General features: G+C 50.0%; 15 protein-coding genes. 9 read left to right on the top strand and 6 right to left on the bottom strand.

The features are described from left to right. Both ACUVQO_RS01045 and ACUVQO_RS01040 read left to right on the top strand, forming a co-directional pair. Positions 1–931, top strand: a 931-nt coding sequence (locus tag ACUVQO_RS01045) for an ABC transporter permease (protein ID WP_445924042.1), incomplete at its 5' end; no start/stop codon positions are given. A 73-nt stretch (positions 932–1,004) separates the two neighbouring features. Beyond that, positions 1,005–2,399 carry a cyclic 2,3-diphosphoglycerate synthase gene (locus ACUVQO_RS01040; protein ID WP_445924041.1) on the top strand — a complete coding sequence of 465 codons (1,395 nt, stop codon included), beginning with the start codon at positions 1,005–1,007 and terminating at the stop codon, positions 2,397–2,399. Positions 2,400–2,448: 49 nt separating this feature from the next. Here the strand turns inward: ACUVQO_RS01040 and ACUVQO_RS01035 are convergent, their stop codons facing one another. Then, positions 2,449–2,853, bottom strand: a complete 405-nt coding sequence (locus ACUVQO_RS01035; RefSeq protein ID WP_445924040.1) for a Nif11-like leader peptide family natural product precursor — start codon at positions 2,851–2,853, stop codon at positions 2,449–2,451. A gap of 70 nt (positions 2,854–2,923) precedes the next feature. Between ACUVQO_RS01035 and ACUVQO_RS01030 the strand changes: the two genes are divergently transcribed. Then, positions 2,924–4,792, top strand: a complete 1,869-nt coding sequence (locus ACUVQO_RS01030) for an FAD-dependent oxidoreductase (RefSeq protein WP_445924039.1) — start codon at positions 2,924–2,926, stop codon at positions 4,790–4,792. A 41-nt stretch (positions 4,793–4,833) separates the two neighbouring features. Here ACUVQO_RS01030 and ACUVQO_RS01025 read toward each other — a convergent pair whose 3' ends face one another. The 4 genes from ACUVQO_RS01025 to rpmF form a co-directional block, all read right to left on the bottom strand. After that, entirely contained in the window at positions 4,834–5,097 is a 264-nt protein-coding gene (locus ACUVQO_RS01025) for a DUF1816 domain-containing protein (RefSeq protein ID WP_445924038.1), read from the bottom strand. A 94-nt stretch (positions 5,098–5,191) separates the two neighbouring features. Continuing rightward, complete coding sequence (gene rlmB, locus ACUVQO_RS01020) at positions 5,192–6,355, bottom strand: 23S rRNA (guanosine(2251)-2'-O)-methyltransferase RlmB (RefSeq protein WP_445924037.1); 1,164 nt, start codon at positions 6,353–6,355, stop codon at positions 5,192–5,194. Between the two features lie 35 nt (positions 6,356–6,390). Then, on the bottom strand, positions 6,391–6,882 hold the full coding sequence (locus tag ACUVQO_RS01015) for a Mini-ribonuclease 3 (RefSeq protein WP_445924036.1): 492 nt from the start codon (positions 6,880–6,882) through the stop codon (positions 6,391–6,393). 91 nt (positions 6,883–6,973) lie between these two features. Then, entirely contained in the window at positions 6,974–7,150 is a 177-nt protein-coding gene (rpmF, locus tag ACUVQO_RS01010) for a 50S ribosomal protein L32 (protein WP_445924035.1), read from the bottom strand. Between the two features lie 294 nt (positions 7,151–7,444). Between rpmF and ACUVQO_RS01005 the strand changes: the two genes are divergently transcribed. After that, a complete protein-coding gene (locus ACUVQO_RS01005; RefSeq protein WP_445924034.1) occupies positions 7,445–8,461 on the top strand; it encodes a sulfate/molybdate ABC transporter ATP-binding protein in 1,017 nt (338 codons plus the stop codon). A 158-nt stretch (positions 8,462–8,619) separates the two neighbouring features. Then, positions 8,620–10,770, top strand: coding sequence for a glycine--tRNA ligase subunit beta (glyS, locus tag ACUVQO_RS01000; protein WP_445924033.1), 2,151 nt, complete (start codon positions 8,620–8,622; stop codon positions 10,768–10,770). A 33-nt stretch (positions 10,771–10,803) separates the two neighbouring features. Here the strand turns inward: glyS and ACUVQO_RS00995 are convergent, their stop codons facing one another. Further along, entirely contained in the window at positions 10,804–11,895 is a 1,092-nt protein-coding gene (locus ACUVQO_RS00995) for a leucine-rich repeat domain-containing protein (protein ID WP_445924032.1), read from the bottom strand. Between the two features lie 695 nt (positions 11,896–12,590). Here ACUVQO_RS00995 and ACUVQO_RS00990 point away from each other — a divergent pair. From ACUVQO_RS00990 to ACUVQO_RS00975, 4 genes are all read left to right on the top strand, one after another. Next, positions 12,591–13,955, top strand: a complete 1,365-nt coding sequence (locus ACUVQO_RS00990) for a CmpA/NrtA family ABC transporter substrate-binding protein (RefSeq protein ID WP_445924031.1) — start codon at positions 12,591–12,593, stop codon at positions 13,953–13,955. 187 nt (positions 13,956–14,142) lie between these two features. Beyond that, positions 14,143–14,958: a nitrate ABC transporter permease gene (gene ntrB / locus ACUVQO_RS00985; protein ID WP_445924030.1), complete on the top strand. Its 816-nt coding sequence runs from the start codon at positions 14,143–14,145 to the stop codon at positions 14,956–14,958. 38 nt (positions 14,959–14,996) lie between these two features. After that, positions 14,997–17,009 carry a nitrate ABC transporter ATP-binding protein gene (locus ACUVQO_RS00980; protein ID WP_445924029.1) on the top strand — a complete coding sequence of 671 codons (2,013 nt, stop codon included), beginning with the start codon at positions 14,997–14,999 and terminating at the stop codon, positions 17,007–17,009. Between the two features lie 11 nt (positions 17,010–17,020). After that, the gene (locus ACUVQO_RS00975) at positions 17,021–17,962 is read left to right on the top strand and encodes a nitrate ABC transporter ATP-binding protein (protein WP_445924028.1); all 942 of its coding nucleotides are present in this window, start codon (positions 17,021–17,023) and stop codon (positions 17,960–17,962) included. Positions 17,963–18,080 lie beyond the last annotated feature (118 nt).

Below are 18,080 nucleotides of genomic sequence, written 5' to 3'. Positions count from 1 at the left end.
TCAACCCCGTTCTGCTCGTGCCCGATATGACGTTTCTAGTTTACCGGGAGTGCTGTATGCTGAACCTTTTCGCTCTCTGCCTGCCCGCTTACGGTACGAACATCGATCGCGTCAAATTGCCATTTTGCGATTAGAATCGCAGGGAGAATTGCGGCAGTTGGTCGATCTCAATCTCCATCCTGTTCCTCTCCCCCCGGATGGGATGCTGTTGACGACGAAATTGGCGGAACTGTTGCATGTGAAAGTGGGCAATCGCTTAATGGTGGAAGTTCTGGAAGGCGATCGTCCAATTCGCACCGTACTTGTAGCGGGAACGATTGATGAATTGCTGAGTATTTCTGCTTATATGGATATTCACGCCCTGAATCGACTGATGCAGGAAGGAGAACCTATATCCGGTGCTTTTCTGGCGGTAGATGAACGGCAGTTAGACAACCTGTATTCCCTGCTGAAACGCACTCCTGTGGTAGCCAGCGTCTCTCTCCGGCAGGCCATGATGCAACACATGCAAGAGACGATCGCCCGCAGTCAAAAGATCATGAACGTGACGGAGGTCATCTTTGCCTGCATCATTGCCTTTGGCGTAATTTACAACGCTGCCCGGATTTCCCTTTCAGAGCGCAGTCGAGAATTAGCAACCCTGCGAATCATTGGCTTTTCTCAGCGGCAAATTGCAGTGGTTTTGTTGGGAGAACAGGCAGTCTTAACAGTCGCTGCTATTTCCATTGGGTGTGCTTTAGGCTATGGTCTGGCGGCTCTGCTCACCCTCGCCTATAACACCGAACTTTACCGCTTTCCGTTGATTGTTACCAAAGCCAGTTACCTATTTGCCTGTAGTATGATTATGATTGCAGCTCTGCTATCGGGTCTGTTTATTAATCATCAATTGAGAGGTTTAGATCTAATTGCTGTATTAAAAATAGCAGAGTAATTGGATTTTAGATTTTAGATTTTGAATTGGAGTTTGTCTAAGTTGAATTTAGTTTATTTAAATTGGAGTTAGTATGATGACGAGTCAGGTACAACAAAATTTTCAGAAAAATTTCCAATCAGAGAAGCGATCGCCCATTCGAGTGCTTATTCTGGGTGCAGCAGGTCGGGATTTTCATAACTTTAATCAGGTTTACCGGGATCATCCTGAGTATGAAGTGGTGGCGTTTACGGCTACTCAGATTACAGGCATCAGCGATCGCTGCTATCCGACTTCCCTGGCCGGCTCGCTCTACCCAGATGGCATTCCCATCCTGCCAGAAGCTCAATTGGAAGATTTGTGTCAGAAGTTTGCGATCGACCAGGTGGTGTTTGCCTACAGTGATGTTCCCCATGCTCAGGTAATGCACGTTGCCTCCCGTGCTCTGGCTCAGGGGGCCGACTTCATCCTGCTGGGGCCAACTCGCACCATGCTGAAAGCTCCTATTCCCGTGATCGCGGTATCTGCGGTACGCACAGGGTGCGGCAAATCTCAAACCGCCCGCTGGCTTTCCCAACAGTTGCGGCAACGAGGATTGAGAGTGGCTGTTCTGCGTCATCCCATGCCCTACGGGGATCTGGCCCAACAGGCGGTACAACGGTTTGCCTCCCTTGCCGACCTGGATGCCGCTCACTGCACGATCGAAGAACGGGAGGAATACGAACCCCATCTGGCGATCGGCAATGTGGTGTATGCCGGGGTGGACTATAGCCAGATCGTCGCACAAGCTGCCTCAGAAGCAGACATCATTCTCTGGGATGGGGGCAACAATGATTTTCCCTTCCTGGTGCCCGATTTGCATATTGTTCTGGTGGATCCTCTGCGTCCTGGTCATGAAACCACTCATCATCCGGGCGAAACCGTGTTGCGAATGGCGGATGTGGTTATGATTGCCAAAGTGGATGCTGCAGCAACGGCAGTAGTCCAGCAGGTGGCTGAAACTGTCCGCAGTATCAATCCCAGAGCGACGATCGTTCGGGCGGCTTCTCCGATTCAGTTAGAGGGAAGCGATCGGGTACGAGGAAAACGGGTGCTGGTGGTGGAAGATGGCCCGACCACGACCCACGGCGGCATGCCCTATGGAGCAGGTTATGTGGCCGCGACTCAGGCTCAACCTGCTGAAGTTATCGATCCTCGTGCCTATGCGGTTCCTGAAATTACCACTGTCTATACCCAGTATCCCCACATTGGAGCTATCCTTCCGACAATGGGCTATTCTGCTGCTCAACTGGCAGGCTTACAGCAAACCATTAATCAGGCGGATGCTGACCTTGTGGTTGCCGCCACTCCCATTAATCTGGGAGCACTGATTCGGGTAAATAAACCCATTCTGCGTGCTCGCTATGAATTTGCCGAAATCGGTGAACCTAGCCTCAGTACTCAACTTGAGCAGTTTCTATCTATGCAGCCAGAGTTCTCAAAGGTTTAGCTCAGGATAGACAGATTTTTTGTTTCCCCTTGCAATAAGGGGTGTGTAATCATAGTCCCAAATTTTTGAACCAGAGTTTTTCAAAGCTAAATCCTGGAATTGTCTGGGCAGAGATCGCCGCTTGTTGCAAATCGGCGATCGTCAACTCAAACCCGTATTCCCTGGCTAAGGCGATCGCGGTTTCGGGAGACTGGCACTGTTTCAGTTTTTGGTTCAGGTCTGGCAGAGATTGAGCTTGTTCAAAAAAAGCGCGAGTTGTTCCATCCAGCAACATGATCCAGTGTTGAAAGGCGGTTTGAGCAATTTCTCGGAAGTCTTCTGGAGTCAGTTCTAGCCCCTGTTCATGTGCCAAGGCCATCAATTCACCAGGAGACTGAATCGTGTTGAGCCGTTCCTGGAGTTCAGTAGATGCAGCAATTCTGGCATTCAATTCTTGCAGCGATCGTGATGACATAATTCCTCCCTCTCTGTTCATGTCCACCGTACCGTATTATCTAAGGCTGGACGACTGAAGGCAGGCGAGTATGGAAAATCTGACTGTAGAAGTGCTGGTTGTGGGAGGCGGAACCGGAGGCACGGCGGCGGCCCTGCAGGCGGCGCGTCGAGGAGCCAAAACTCTTCTGGTTAGCGAGTTTCCCTGGTTAGGAGGAATGCTCACCAGTGCTGGAGTCGTCGCTCCAGATGGCAATGAGTTGGAAGCATGGCAAACAGGAATCTGGGGCGCTTATTTGCAGCAACTACGTCAGCGCCAACCGGAAGGTTTAGATCATGGTTGGGTCAGTTTCTTCACCTACGATCCCCGCATTGGTGCCCAGATTTTTCAGGACTGGGTGGATGAGTTACCCAATTTGCAATGGCTCAGTGGACAGGTGCCTTTAGAAGTTCTGAAGCAGGGCGATCGCGTCATTGGTGTCCGCTTTCCGAATTTCACCGTACACGCCCAGATTGTCCTGGATGGCACCGAACTGGGCGATCTGTTAGCCCTGGGAGACATTCCACATCGCTGGGGCTGGGAATTGCAAGCCGAATTTGGTGAACCCAGCGCCCCGATTGCCCCCAACTTTCTGACCCAGACCTATCCTGTTCAGGCTCCCACCTGGGTCGTGATCCTGCAGGATTTTGGGGAAGCTAACGCTGCTCGCCTGATCCCAGCCCCACCTAACGAACAGAGCGATCGCTTTACCGGAGCCTGGGATAACTACGGAGGCGAAAAATTTCTCAACTACGGACGCTTGCCGGAAAACCGCTTCATGATCAATTGGCCGATTCGCGGCAATGATTATGGCGAAGGCGTTCAGCGTTTAATCGGCAGTCCAGAGGAGCGATCGCAATTCCTGCAAGCAGCCCGCTGGCACACCCAAAGCTTTGCCCGCTACATTCAAACCCACCTGGGGCAGCGCTACGGCCTTGCTACCGATATCTTCCCCACTCTTCCTGAAATCCAAAATCCAAAATCTAAAATCCAAAATTCCCTCGGCGGTGGTGCCTACGCTCTACATCCCTATTACCGGGAAAGCCGCCGATTGCAAGGACTGGTCACTATTCGAGAACAAGATCTGTTGCCGATCGCCAAAGGCCAGGTTGCCCCTTTACCAATTTCCGTTTCAGCCACAGGTTGTTTGCAGGTGAATAACCTCTGTGATGCGATCGCAATCGGCAACTATGCCAACGATCATCACTATCCCAGTGGCGATATCCCCTTGCAACCCAAATCGATTCGCTGGGGAGGACGCTGGACAGGAACGCCGTTTACCATTCCTTATCGAGCACTGATCCCATCCGCGATCGACGGCCTGTTAGCGTGTGAAAAAAATATTTCTGTGTCCCATATCGCTAATGGCGCGACTCGCCTGCAACCCGTTGTGCTGGGAATCGGTCAGGCTGCAGGTATGGCCGCCGCCCTTTGTGTGGAACAAGGATGTCAACCGCGAGAGTTAAATGTGCGATCGCTCCAGGAAGCCCTGTTACAGGATCCCATTGCTCCCGCTGCTGTAATTCCCCTATTCAACCTGGAACCCGACCATCCTGACTGGCTTTACTGGCAAACCTATTACTTAGATCATCCAGAAAATTATCCTGCCAGCGGTTACTGTCCCTGCCAACCTGTTTCGCTAAAAGCAAGCATAGACACGGCCAGAGCGTTATCTCCAGGACAACCTGCATCCTGCCAGCAGGTGTTTATAGGAACCTTTACCCGGCGGAATATCCAGGACTATTGTTTAACTGTCTACCATCCCAATCCTGTGCAAGGACAGCAGTTGGCGATTGTGACTCTGCGATCGGAGATCAATCAAGCTCTGGAAAACTTGCAGAATGGCCAAACCATAGCCATCACTGGAATGCTCAATTGGTCAGGAGAATGGATATTGGCGAATGCCATTCAACCTGGCTAAATTTAGCTTTCAGAAATTCGTAAAGCCTCTACCTGTTTCAGCTAAGTCAGAGGACTGCTGAAGGAGGGAGTGACTTTACTCGGAAGCTCCCCCAGGTCGTCATCATAAATTGTCAACTGTGCTGGTTTGCAGCGTTTCGTCACCGCTTCAATTCCTTGAGCGTCTTCCTGCTGCAAATCTTCCACATAACCGGGTTTCGCAGCTTCTGCCTCATCAGCCGTGAGAAAAGGGCCAAAGTAATAAATACAGCGGGGTGACTCTGTTTTAACTTCAACCCACCAGGCAAGCCCAACAAGGTTTATCAAACGAGTGAAAAGTTCCTGCATTACTTTCTCAAAAAATTTATTTGCAGCTTGGTGAGGGCGATGTGTCTTTAATCCACTTCAGCAATTTCTTACTTTATGATTTGTTATACTCTGCAACCTCACCTTTTTTCAACCAGGTTGACTGAAATCTATCTAATTGGAGGGGTTTAAACTGCCGTTGCCGATACACTTCATAAAGTGCCATCCCTGCTGCTACCGATGCATTCAGGCTGGGAGTGCGACCAGCAAGATGAATCGACACTAAACCATCGCAGGCTCGCTCTACCATCAGGCTCAATCCTTCTCCTTCGGCTCCAATTACCAAGGCGATCGCGCCCGTAAATTCCACGCTCTGAATCGGCTGTCCGGCCTCTGCCGCCAGCCCATAAAGCCAGAATCCTTCTGCCTTCAGTGCTTCCAGGGCACGATTTAAGTTCACCACTCTGGCCACCGGGAATGTGGCTAATGCACCTGCGGCCACTTTGACCACTGTAGCCGTGATCCCAGCCGCCCGCCGTTGCGGAATGATCAATCCCTGAGCACCAACCGCCTCTGCAGTACGGATAATCGCTCCCAGATTATGGGGATCGGTAATGCTATCTGCTACCACAATCACTGGTTGTTCAGCCTTGGCCTTGGCCTGCTGAATTAACTCCGTTAGCTCGACATATTCATAGGGTGCGATTTGTGCTGCCACCCCTTGATGAGTTGCCCCTTCCGTAATTTGATCTAAGCGACGGGGATCAACCTCATCAATGACTGTGCCGTTGGCTTTCGCTTGTTGCAGCAAGGTATGGAAGCGGGCATCGTAGCGCAATCGGGCAGTAATCCAGACCCGATTCAGGCTTTGCTGATTTTCCAGAGCTGCCAGCACAGCATGACGACCGTAAATCAGTTCTGTTTCTTCAACAGTTGGCGCAGTGATGGCAGTAGATTCAGGGGCTGCAGATCGCTCGCGATCGCTGGCATCAAAGCTTGGTGGACGACGATCGTTGTCCCGGTAAGGCCGATCATCTCGTCTCTTATCTCTTCTCGGATGGTGTTTGCTGTCTTTGCTGCGATAGGGCCGTTCTTCCCCCTCGTAGCCAAAGTCGTCCCGTTTACTGCGGCTCGTGGGACGAGTAGATTTGTTGCCTGACCGTCCTGATGCCGGACGTTTTTTTTCGGACCAGGCAGAAGTGTGTGGCCGGGATGCATCGGAACGGCGTTCAGACCGCGATCGACGCTGGGGATCGGAGGGCCGCTTTTGATCTTTCATAAGAATTACCGAGATGGAAATGAAGGGTGTGGAATTCAAGGTGAAGGGTTAAGCTCGCTCTCTATCAGGCTCAACAAATAAGCTAATCGTTGGGGGTCGGAAAGATAGAGATATCCGATCAATGTTTCTAAGCTAGTGGCTTGCTGATAGGTCTCCAGATCAATACGTTTAGGCTTCCCGTTAGCGGCATTCCGTCCCCGCTTAGTCACAGCTAACTCAGCAGGGGTCAGGTAGGGAAGCAGCGATCGCAGATGCTGGGCCTGTGATTCTGCCCTGACTTGAGCCACAACCTGATGATGGTAAGTTTGAATGCGTTTCGGTGGGGTTAAATAAAATGAACGGATATAAAGCTCAAACACGGCATCTCCTAAATAAGCCAATGCGGCTGGAGATACCTGCTGAAGCTGTTCAGGTGAAACCGATTTCCATAATAAAAAATTAGATAAGCAACCCTCTTTTAGAAGGCTGTTGGAATCCCCATCTAAATTATCTAAATCAGCAGGGTCTTGATCATAGGGGAATGCCATTCACCTGACTATAAAGAAATTTGGGACATCGCTGCCAGGTCTTGTTTGTGAGCCAGAACGCCAATTCAGCGAGTCCCTCTGCTTACAGAAATTATTCCTCGTCTTCATCCTCTGCATCTTGAGGATAGATAAAGCCTTCCGCCCGTCCGGTCAGAATGGATTTGCCGATCGACAGGGCTTTCTGAGCTTGAGCCTGCGCCTTCCGCTTCCAGGTTGCCCGGCGCATATCTCGCTTCGATTTAGAGGTTTTCTTCTTAGGAACAGCCATAGCCTGAAAGGTTCAATTTTTCACAGTCTTTCTATTGTAGCGCATGAACTCTTTACGTAGGGCTGCTTGGTTCAATTTTATTGAGTTAAAGCGGTTGAGTCAGAAAATGGTACCTCACCTTTTGGGAATTGCTCTTGATTCGGCAGGGGGAACTCTCAGTCTTGTAAAGGTTTTCAGAAGAGCCTGACTTTAAAGGATTCGACTCGTCATTATGGTATAAACTACAAAAAACCTATCAGAAAAGTAGGATTTATTGCTTCCTGTTACCTTCTGCTTGTATTGAGGTTAGGCGCTGTGGGTATTGTTGTTGAGGATGTATCGAAGCAGTTTGGTAGTTTTCAGGCCGTTAGCCATATTAATTTGAAAATTGAAAGTGGGTCACTGGTGGCTTTGTTAGGGCCTTCAGGTTCCGGCAAGTCTACCCTGTTACGCTTAATCTCTGGTCTGGAAGCGCCAGATTCTGGGCGCATCTGGTTGACAGGTGAAGATGCCACTTACCAGAGTGTGCAGGATCGGAATATTGGCTTTGTGTTCCAGCACTACGCTTTGTTCAAGCATCTCACGGTACGGAAAAATATTGCCTTTGCCCTGGAGCTACGGAAAACTCCTGCCAAAAAGATTAAGGCCCGGGTAGACGAATTACTGGAGTTAGTGCAGTTGCAGGGGTTGGGCGATCGCTACCCGTCTCAGCTATCTGGCGGACAACGACAACGAGTAGCCCTAGCCAGAGCACTGGCCGTAGAGCCAAAAGTCTTATTGTTGGACGAACCTTTTGGCGCATTGGATGCTCAGGTTCGTAAAGGGTTGAGAGCTTGGTTGCGCCGTCTCCATGATGAGGTACATGTCACCACTGTATTTGTAACTCACGATCAGGAAGAAGCGATGGAAGTGGCCGATGAAATTGTGATTATGAACAAAGGCAAGATCGAACAAATTGGTACGCCTGCCCAGATTTACGATCATCCCGCCAGCGCCTTTGTCATGAGCTTCATTGGGCCAGTAAACGTGTTGCCCAGTAGCTCCAATATTTTCCAGGCCAACGGGTTCGATTCCCCCCACCCCGAAGTTTTCCTGCGGCCTCAGGATATTTTGATTGAAACCAAATCGACAGAAGCAACGGTTCCAGCACGGGTAAGTCGGATTATCCACTTAGGGTGGGAAATTCAGGCCGAGTTAACCCTGGATGATGGTCAGGTTGTCACGGCTCATCTCAGTCGGGAACGGTTTGATGAACTGAGCTTGCAGCCCAATCAACGAGTCTTTGTCAAACCTAAAGATGCCAGAGCCTTTCCCCTGCACTATTCAATTTGAGATCAGCGATCGCGGCTTGGATTTCCGACTTCTGCCAAGCTTAGTGGTAAACCAAGTTCAGCTAGAGAACGGTTGTTTTCCTATGAGAGAAACTCGCCACTTTATCCTGAGCAGGTACACTAGGTAAGTTGAGTCGAATCTGGCCTTAAGGGTAAGTAATGGCGACATTTTTATTAGAAGTTGGCACCGAAGAACTTCCAGCAGATTTTGTGGATGAAGCGCTAGAGCAGTGGCGATCGCGCATTCCCAAAAGTCTTGCCGACCATTTCCTGCCCCCAGAAGATGTGGAATTTTTTGGCACTCCCCGGCGGCTTGCTGCCCTGATCTGGGGGTTGCCAGAGCGTCAGCCCGACCAGGAAGAAGAGGTGAAGGGGCCACCCGCCCAGGCTGCGTTTAAAGATGGGAAACCGACGAAAGCCGCAGCAGGGTTTGCTCAAAAGCAGGGAGTGGCCGTATCCGATCTGGAAATTCGCCCCACGGAGAAAGGCGATTTTGTTTTTATTCGTAAGATGATCGTTGGCCAACCGACTGCCGATATTCTTCAAACCCTGGCTCCTGAATGGATTACGGGCCTGGAAGGGAAACGGTTCATGCGCTGGGCTGATGGTGACTTGCGGTTTCCCCGTCCGATTCGCTGGCTGGTTGCCCTGCTGGATAGCGAAGTTTTGCCGATTGAACTGGTGAACGGCTCTCAAGGCTGTAAGAGCGATCGTATTTCTCAGGGCCATCGTGTACTGCACCCGGAACCAGTGATTATTCCCCATGCGGAGGAGTATGTCAGTGTGCTGAATGCGGCCTTTGTGCAGGTAGATAGAGCCAAGCGACAAAGTCTGATTCAGCAACAAATTGAAGCCAGTGCCGCTGAAGTAGGCGGTGTGGCAGTGATCAATCCAGCTTTATTGCAAGAAGTTACAAATCTGGTGGAATCGCCTTCTCCGGTGATTGGCAAGTTTGACCCAGAATTTTTGGAATTGCCGTCGGAAGTGATCATCACAGAAATGGAAAGCCATCAGCGCTATTTTCCGGTGCTGAAACAGGCGAATTCCGATGAGTTACTGCCCTACTTTATTACGATCTCCAACGGTGATCCGGCGAAGGTCCAGATCATTGCCGAAGGAAATGAGCGCGTCATCCGGGCACGCTTATCCGATGGTAAGTTCTTTTTTGATGCCGATCGCGCTGCTCCGTTAGAAAGCTATTTACCGAGATTAGAGGCCGTTACCTTCCAGGCGGATTTGAGTTCCGTGAGAGCCAAGGTAGACCGGATTGGCCTGGTCGCCGATTTGATTGCCGATCAATTGAACATTAGAGGCAGCGATCGCGCTCACATTCAACGCGCTGCCTTCTTATGCAAAGCCGATCTGGTAACCCAAATGGTGGGTGAGTTTCCAGAGTTGCAAGGCGTTATGGGCCAGAAATACGCGCTGGCGGGTGGCGAACCGGAGGCGGTTGCCAATGCCATTTTTGAGCATTACCAGCCGAGGGGAGCCAACGATCGCCTACCTGCTTCTCTCACCGGACAGGTGGTGGGGATGGCCGATCGCCTAGATACCCTGGTCAGTATTTTTGGTCTGGGGATGATTCCCAGTGGTTCCTCTGATCCCTTTGCTCTGCGTCGGGCTGCCAATGCGATCGTCAATATTGCCTGGGCTGCAGATCTGCCTCTCAATCTGGCTCAATTACTAGATCAGGTAATTGCTAACTTCGAGCGATCGTTTGCCTCCGTCATGAAACTGTCGGTTGAAGACTTACGGCAACAGTTGCAAGACTTCTTCCTGCAACGCATTCGTACCTTATTGCAAGAAGACCGAGAAATCGATTATGACCTGGTAAACGCAGTGCTGGGAGACAACGATCCGGAGTACGCTCAACGAGCGCTGGTCGATCTGCTGGATGTGCGCGATCGTGCCCTGTTCCTTCAATCCATTCGCAACAACGGTACACTCGCTACCATTTATGAAACCGTGAATCGAGCCTCACGATTGGCAGCTCAGGGAACTTTAGCAACTACTCAACTGGATCCGGCTCAGGTTATCCAACCTAAATACTTTGAAAAACCCTCAGAAAAGGCGTTTTTTAAGGCATTAGGACAGTTACACAAGCAGATGCAGGGAGAGCAAGATTATCAAAAGCTCGTCGATGCTCTGGCTGAGATTGCCCCCACTGTCGCCAACTTCTTTGATGGGCCAGACAGTGTACGGGTGATGGATCCGAATCCCGACATTAAGCAAAATCGCTTGAACTTGCTGGGGGTTTTGCGAAACCATGCTCGACTGTTAGCTGATTTTGGAGCGATCGTCAAAAGCTAATCCAAAATCTAACATCCAAAATCCAAAATCGGATTACAGGCGGCAAGTCTGCACCCCTGAAACCGGACAGGTGCAGTCTTTAATGGCTGTTTTGCGTAGGTCAAGTTCGACCAATTGCTTCAGGGACTGCAGAGGCTTTGTATCCGTAACTGGGGTATTGTACAGATCCAGGTGGGTTAGCGTTGCGATCGCTCCCAGGGGACTGACATCCGTGACCTTGGTATTAAACAAGGCCAGTTTCTTTAAGTTGATGAGAGAACTGAGGGGCTGAACATCAGCGATCGGGTTATTCCCAATAGTGAGTTCGTTGAGATTTGTCAGAGTTTGCAACGGTGAGAGATCAGAAATTTGGTTTTCAAACAGAGCTAGTGATTCTAACCGAGTTAGAGAACTCAGGGGTTGAATGTCAGAAATTTGATTTTCAAACAAGAGTAAGGTTTTCAACTGTGTTAATGCAGCCAGTGGAGTTACATCCTTAATCTGATTGTCATAGAGAGAGAGCACCGTTAACTCCGTTAAACCCGCCAGGGGCCTGATATCAGCGATCTGGTTGTTATACAGAGAAAGAGCTTGCAAGTTTTTGAGGGCGGTCAGGGGGCTGAGGTCAAAAATCTGATTGTTATAGAGCAGCAAACTGACTAAACCTGTCAACGATGCCAGCGGACTTAGATCAGAAATGCGGTTGGTGTCCAGGATCAGCGTTTGCAGATTGACGAGGGGAGCCAGCGGCTGCAAATCAGAAATCATATTGGTGTCTAGAGCCAGCCAGGTGAGATTGGTCAGGTTTGCTAAGGGACTCAGATCAGAAATTTGATTGTTGCTGAGCACCAGCACTTGCAAATTGTTGAAGCCTGCCAAAGGTCGCAGGTCGGAAATCTGGCTCCCTGCCAGAATTAAGGCGGTTTGTTCAGCCAAAGTTTTTTCTGCCTGCTGGCAATCGCCTGTCCCAGAAATGCGTAGGAGTACATTGACAGTGTGTTTTGTGGCTGGCTCCAGGGAAGTCTGAGCAGAACACCAGGCGGCAAAAGTCTTGCTTTCAGCAGATGGAGGAGATGCAGCCAGGGCTGAAAGTGAACAAAGTGGCATCGTCAAGACTGCGATCGCCCCTAACACCAGGCCCTTCATTGTTCTGATTAATCTTGCTGCTTCAGCCATGCTGCCCCCTGAAGTCTTTACAGGTTTCATCGCTATCTTATCCAAAGAATCAGGAGAAAATTGCCAAAGTCTATGAACACGATTGATGTATCTCTAGACTTCTTGCGGATGAAGTTGAGCGATCGCAATCCCATAAAAATTGAATGATTAATATAGACACTAATCAATTTGCAAGCTGAATTCAGTTCAAGCAATTGGTTTGGATTGATGGCTATCTGCAATCTTTATCAATGGCAACTGCGAAATTATAGGGTTAATTTGATGGCTAACCTCGAAGTCATCCAAACACCTTAATATTCACTTATAGATTGTATTGAAGATTCATCTAACAAAAAAACTGGATAAACCAATTGTTTTTTCGAACAACCCTGTAAACTTACTTATTAAGCAAAAATGAAATTCCGGTTCTCAACCAATCCGGTTGCAGGAATTCTCTTAAATGTTTTCCCCAGTCCTAAGAAATTGACTTATTTGTCACCCTTTATTTGGTAGAAATTAGTCAGCTTTTATTGCTTAAACCAAGGTCAGCTAGCAAATGTTGTTTTCTTACAAGAGAAACTACGTTTATGGATTTGGACAAGGCTTAGATTTAAGGATTGAAACTACTCAATCCTAATGTTTGTCTTGCAATTCCCTTATTCACTTGTACGGGTACAGGAGATTTTATGTCTGAATTTTCTAGGCTAACTCGACGCAGATTTATTGCCACGGCTGGGGCATCCGCTGCTGGTGCAATCTTCTTGAAAGGGTGTGTGGGCAATCCTCCCAGTGATACAGCAACGACCAGTCAAAGCCCCTCTGCAGCTCCTGCAGTTAACGTAGGATCTGGCGATGCACCCGAAGTCACTACTATCAAATTAGGATTTATTCCAATCGTAGAATCGGCCCCGCTGATCATTGCGAAAGAAAAGGGTTTTTTTGCCAAATACGGTATGCCTGATGTTGAAATTTCCAAGCAATCCAACTGGGCCTCTGCACGGGACAATGTTGTGAATGGATCTGCTGCAGGTGGTATTGATGGAGGGCAATGGCAAATGCCAATGCCGCACCTGATTACTGAAGGGCTGATTACCAATGGTCGTAAAACGCCCATGTATGTTGTGGCACAGTTAGTTACCAACGGTAATGGAATTGCTATATCTGGTAAGAATGCTGGTAAAGGATTGGGCCTAAAAATTAGCGATCCGGGGTACATCAAAACCTTTGAAAAAACAGAGGGTCGGAAATTTAAGGCCGCCCATACATTTCCTAATGTGAACCAGGACTTCTGGATTCGCTATTGGTTTGCAGCGAGTGGTGTTGATCCAGATAAAGATATTGATCTTCTGGCGGTTCCTCCCTCTGAAACAGTTCAAGGGATGAAAACAGGCACCATGGATGCGTTCAGTACGGGTGACCCCTGGCCCTACCGGATTGTGGCTGATGACATTGGGTTTATGGCGGCTCTCACGGAACAAATCTGGCAATCCCATCCAGAGGAGTACCTGGCGATTCGGGCTGACTGGGTAGACAAGAACCCCAAAGCAACGAAGGCAATTCTTAAGGCTGTGATGGAAGCTCAGCAGTGGTGCGATCAACCCGAAAACCGGAAAGAGCTGGTTAGCATTGTTTCGGGTCGTAACTACTTCAATGTTCCCGTTAATGTGTTAACCCCGCCCTATGAAGGAAAGTACACTATGGGCGATGGTAAGCCAGCCGTTAATGACTTCAAAGCGGGGCCTTTGTATTGGAAAGATGGCATTGGTAGTGTGTCCTATCCCTACAAGAGCCATGATCTGTGGTTCCTCACCGAAACCATCCGTTGGGACTTCCACAATGGAGCGATTAAGGATATTGACACGGCGAAGAAGTTAGTGGACAAGGTAAACCGCGAGGATCTGTGGCGAGAAGCCGCCAAGGAAGCCGGAATTGCTGCTGCAGATATTCCCAAATCCACCTCACGGGGCGTTGAAAAATTCTTTGATGGCGTGAAGTTTGATCCAGAGAAGCCAGAGGCTTACCTCGCCAGCTTAAAGATTAAGAGGGCTTAATCTTTTCCCTAATTGAAATGGGATGAGGCCGTTGCAGCGTCCCCATCCCCCATCGGCACAGTGCGAACGGCCCTGACTTAGGGACAGAGGGCGAACGCAACCCGATACCGAACATCACAATTCTTGCACTTCTTGACTTTAAAAGGATATCTCAATGGTTGCAAATGCAGGAACCCGGAGCAACGGGATGAATTTTTCGGAGTCGCTGCGATCGTTCTGGAAAAAGAGAGGCCAGGATATTATCCTCCCCATTATCGGCATTCTAGGATTTCTGGCGATCTGGCAGTTTGCCTCAATGGTGGGCTTAACGAAACTGCCTCCTCCTAGTTCCCTATTCACGGATGAAAATACCCGCGTACTATTACTCTACCCTTTCATGGATCGGGGTGGATTGGATAAGGGGCTGTTCTGGCAAACCTGGGCCAGTTTGCAACGAGTCGCACTGGGCTACACAGCAGCGGCGATCGTGGGAATTGGCATGGGCATCTTAGTCGGCACCCAACCATTAGTGAATAAGGCGTTGGATCCGCTCTTCCAGTTTCTGCGGATGATTGCGCCTTTGGCGTGGGTACCTATCACCCTGATTGCGTTGCCCAACGTGCAAACCGCTGCCATCTTTGTGATTTTCATTACCGCAGTGTGGCCGATCCTGATTAACACGACCGTGGGTGTGCAACAAATTCCCCAGGACTATAAGAATGTGGCCCGCGTGCTGCAAATTTCTCCTCGGAAATACTTCTTCAAGATTTTGATTCCTTCCGCGCTGCCTTATATCTTTACCGGATTACGGATTGCGATCGGTCTCGCCTGGTTAGCCATTATCGCCGCAGAAATCGTCATGTCTGGTGTGGTGGGGATTGGCTTCTTCATCTGGAGTGCTTATCAAAACAACTACGTGAGTGAAGTGATTCTGGCGGTGGTCTACATCGGTGCGGTGGGTCTGTTGCTCGATCGCCTGATGGCTTATCTGCAGCACAAGATCCTGCCCCCTGAAACCCGATAGGCAAAAACTGTACAGCACAGACAGAAGGATGAAGGACTATGACATCGTTTGTATCGATTGATCAGGTCGATAAGGTATTCCCCCTGACAGATGGCAATGAGTATGTTGCCCTGAAGGGAATCAATTTAGACATCAGGAAGGGAGAATTCATTTCCCTGATTGGCCACTCAGGATGCGGTAAATCCACGTTGTTAAATATGATTGCCGGTCTGGATTTGCCAACGGATGGAGTTGTGTTGCTGGATGGACAAAACATCAAGCGTCCCGGCCCAGACAAGATGGTGGTGTTCCAGAACTACTCATTGCTGCCCTGGATGAGTGTGCGGGAAAACATTGCCCTGGCGGTTGATGAAGTCATGGATGGATTGCCCAAAGCAGAGCGTGGTCAGATTGTGCAACATCACATTGAAATGGTTGGGTTGCAACCCCACGCCGATAAACCACCGGGGATGCTATCTGGCGGACAGAAGCAGCGGGTCGCGATCGCTCGTGCCCTGGCGATTCGTCCTAAGCTGTTACTGCTGGATGAACCCTTCGGGGCCTTGGATGCCCTGACTCGCGGAAATTTGCAAGAGCAGTTAATGCAAATCTGCGAAGAGAATCAGGTCACGGCTGTAATGGTAACTCACGATGTGGATGAAGCGGTATTACTCAGCGATCGCATCGTCATGCTGACCAACGGCCCTGGTTCCAACATCGGTGGCATTTTGGAAGTCGATATTCCCCGCCCCCGGAAACGCATGGATGTGGTCAAACACCCTAGCTACTACAGCTTGCGAAGTGAAATCATCTACTTCCTGAACCAGCAAAAGCAGGTCAAGAAAATTAAAGCTCGCAAAGTTGCCGTTGTCGCTCGGCATGGTCTGGAGAAGGTGAATCTGGATATCGGGTTTGTGCCCCTGACCGCCTGTGCGCCTCTGGCTATAGCGAAGGAGAAAGGTTTCTTCCAGAAGCATGGTCTGGATGAAGTGACTCTGGTGCGGGAAACCAGTTGGCGCGGCATTGTTGATGGGATGGTGGCTGGGTATCTGGATGCAGCCCAAATGCCCTCTGGGATGCCCGTCTGGTTAACAACTGGAGGCCATCAGGACAAACCTTTGCCCGTTGTCTCCAGTCTCACCATGACTCGCAACGGCAACGCCATTACCCTGGCCCGCAAGTTTTATGACCAGGGAATTCGCACCGCAGCAGATTTCAAGCGGTATTTGCGAGAAACTCCCAACCAACGGCATACGCTGGGTATGGTTCATCCCTCTTCCATGCACAATATTCTGCTGCGGTATTGGCTGGCGGCAGGGGGAATTGATCCCGATCGCGATGTGCAACTGAAAACGATTCCCCCGGCGCAAATGGTAGCCGACCTGAAAGCGGGCACGATCAACGGCTTCTGTGTGGGAGAACCCTGGAACGTGCGGGCAGCGATCGAGGACATTGGATTCACGGTTGCTACCGACCTGGATATTTGGGTTGGCCATCCCGGAAAAGTGCTGGGTGTGCGGGAAGACTGGGCCAATGCCTATCCCAATACTCACATTGCATTGGTGAAGGCATTGATGGAAGCCTGCCATTACTGCGCTGACCCCAACAACACGGAGGAAATTCGTCAGATTGTGGCTGGCCCCGATTATGTCAGCACCAATCCCAGCTACATTCATCTCACCGATCCGGTGGATTACCGCCGGGATCCAGAGCATCCGCTCAGCGGTTATGCCCATCATCAGTTCTTTGGCGAAGGCGTTAACCGTCCCAGCCGGACTGAAACCCTGTGGACGATGACGCAACTGGCTCGTTGGGGAGATACTCCCTTGCCCCGTAACTGGATGGAAATCATTGAGCGGGTGTGCCGGGTGAATGTGTTTAGTATTGCGGCACGGGAATTAGGTTTCCTGGATATCTCCACCTTTAGTCGTGGCCCGATTCAACTGTTTGACGGCACTGTATTCAAAGCGGATACCGATCCAGTGACTTATCTGAATGCTTTGGAGATTAAACGCGATTTCAGCGTGGCAGAAGTCATCGTTGATTCTCGCCCAACTCCCCAAGTGGCTTGAGGTGCAAAGGCATGGCAGATTCCTATCTCCCCCTAAATACGGGACGCAACGATACCCCAGCAGCAACTTTAACCAACGGAACGATTGGCATGACGCAAGCAGTTCAACCTGATGTCCGGTTGTCTCGCCCAATGAGCGAACCCGGCCCCACCAGCGTAGACCCGAATGGGTTCCTGGTAATTGATAACGTCACAAAGGTCTATCAAACCCCGAAAGGCCCTTTTACCGTACTGGATGGCATTAATCTAAACATTAATGAAGGTGAGTTTATTTGTTTGATTGGTCACTCCGGTTGCGGCAAAACTACCTTGCTCAACATGGTTTCCGGTTTCAACACTCCTTCAACGGGTGAAGTTCGCCTGCAAGGTAAACCAATTACCAAACCTGGCCCCGATCGCATGGTGGTATTTCAGAATTATGCGCTATTGCCCTGGATGACTGTGACTGAAAACGTTTACCTGGCCGTTGATGCGGTATTTCCCAACAAACCCGAAAATGAAAAACGGGAAATTGTGCGGGAACACCTGGCAATGGTGGGGTTAAGCGAAGCCGCGGAAAAGAAAATCACTCAGATTTCCGGGGGGATGAAGCAACGGGTGTCGATCGCTCGTGCCCTCTCCATTCGCCCAAATTTGCTGATTTTGGATGAACCCTTTGGGGCGCTGGATGCGATCACCAAGGAAGAGTTGCAGGAAGAGTTACTGAAAATCTGGAATGATAAGCGCTGTACCGTATTGATGATTACTCACGATATTGATGAAGCCCTGTTCCTGGCCGATCGCCTGGTGATGATGACGAATGGCCCCCACGCCAAGATCGGAGAAGTGATGAATATTCCCTTTCCCCGTCCCCGCGATCGGGCTCGGATTATGGAAGATCCAGAGTACTACGATCTGCGGAACTACGCCCTCGACTTCCTGTATAATCGCTTTGCCCATGATGATGTGGGCTAACAATACTCATGGTGTGGGTTAGCAATACCCTGGCATCGGCCTCTGAATCATAGCCTCAGTAGACATGGCGGGATAGCGATATCTCGCCTTTTTCATGTCGTCTGATTGCGAACCAACA

Source organism: Leptodesmis sp., assembly GCF_052746595.1.
The sequence above is the reverse complement of the archived record's forward strand: the minus strand, read 5'-3'. Positions and strand labels throughout refer to the sequence as shown.

Excerpts from the sequence above, each read along its gene's own strand:
- ACUVQO_RS00980 (WP_445924029.1), top strand. The coding sequence starts at position 14,997 with ATGACATCGTTTGTATCGATTGATCAGGTCGATAAGGTATTCCCCCTG.
- ACUVQO_RS00990 (WP_445924031.1), top strand. The coding sequence starts at position 12,591 with ATGTCTGAATTTTCTAGGCTAACTCGACGCAGATTTATTGCCACGGCT.
- glyS (WP_445924033.1), top strand. The coding sequence starts at position 8,620 with ATGGCGACATTTTTATTAGAAGTTGGCACCGAAGAACTTCCAGCAGAT.
- ACUVQO_RS00975 (WP_445924028.1), top strand. The coding sequence starts at position 17,021 with ATGGCAGATTCCTATCTCCCCCTAAATACGGGACGCAACGATACCCCA.
- ACUVQO_RS00995 (WP_445924032.1), bottom strand. The coding sequence starts at position 11,895 with ATGAAGGGCCTGGTGTTAGGGGCGATCGCAGTCTTGACGATGCCACTT.
- ACUVQO_RS01040 (WP_445924041.1), top strand. The coding sequence starts at position 1,005 with ATGATGACGAGTCAGGTACAACAAAATTTTCAGAAAAATTTCCAATCA.
- ntrB (WP_445924030.1), top strand. The coding sequence starts at position 14,143 with ATGAATTTTTCGGAGTCGCTGCGATCGTTCTGGAAAAAGAGAGGCCAG.
- ACUVQO_RS01035 (WP_445924040.1), bottom strand. The coding sequence starts at position 2,853 with ATGTCATCACGATCGCTGCAAGAATTGAATGCCAGAATTGCTGCATCT.
- ACUVQO_RS01015 (WP_445924036.1), bottom strand. The coding sequence starts at position 6,882 with ATGGCATTCCCCTATGATCAAGACCCTGCTGATTTAGATAATTTAGAT.
- ACUVQO_RS01030 (WP_445924039.1), top strand. The coding sequence starts at position 2,924 with ATGGAAAATCTGACTGTAGAAGTGCTGGTTGTGGGAGGCGGAACCGGA.
- rlmB (WP_445924037.1), bottom strand. The coding sequence starts at position 6,355 with ATGAAAGATCAAAAGCGGCCCTCCGATCCCCAGCGTCGATCGCGGTCT.
- rpmF (WP_445924035.1), bottom strand. The coding sequence starts at position 7,150 with ATGGCTGTTCCTAAGAAGAAAACCTCTAAATCGAAGCGAGATATGCGC.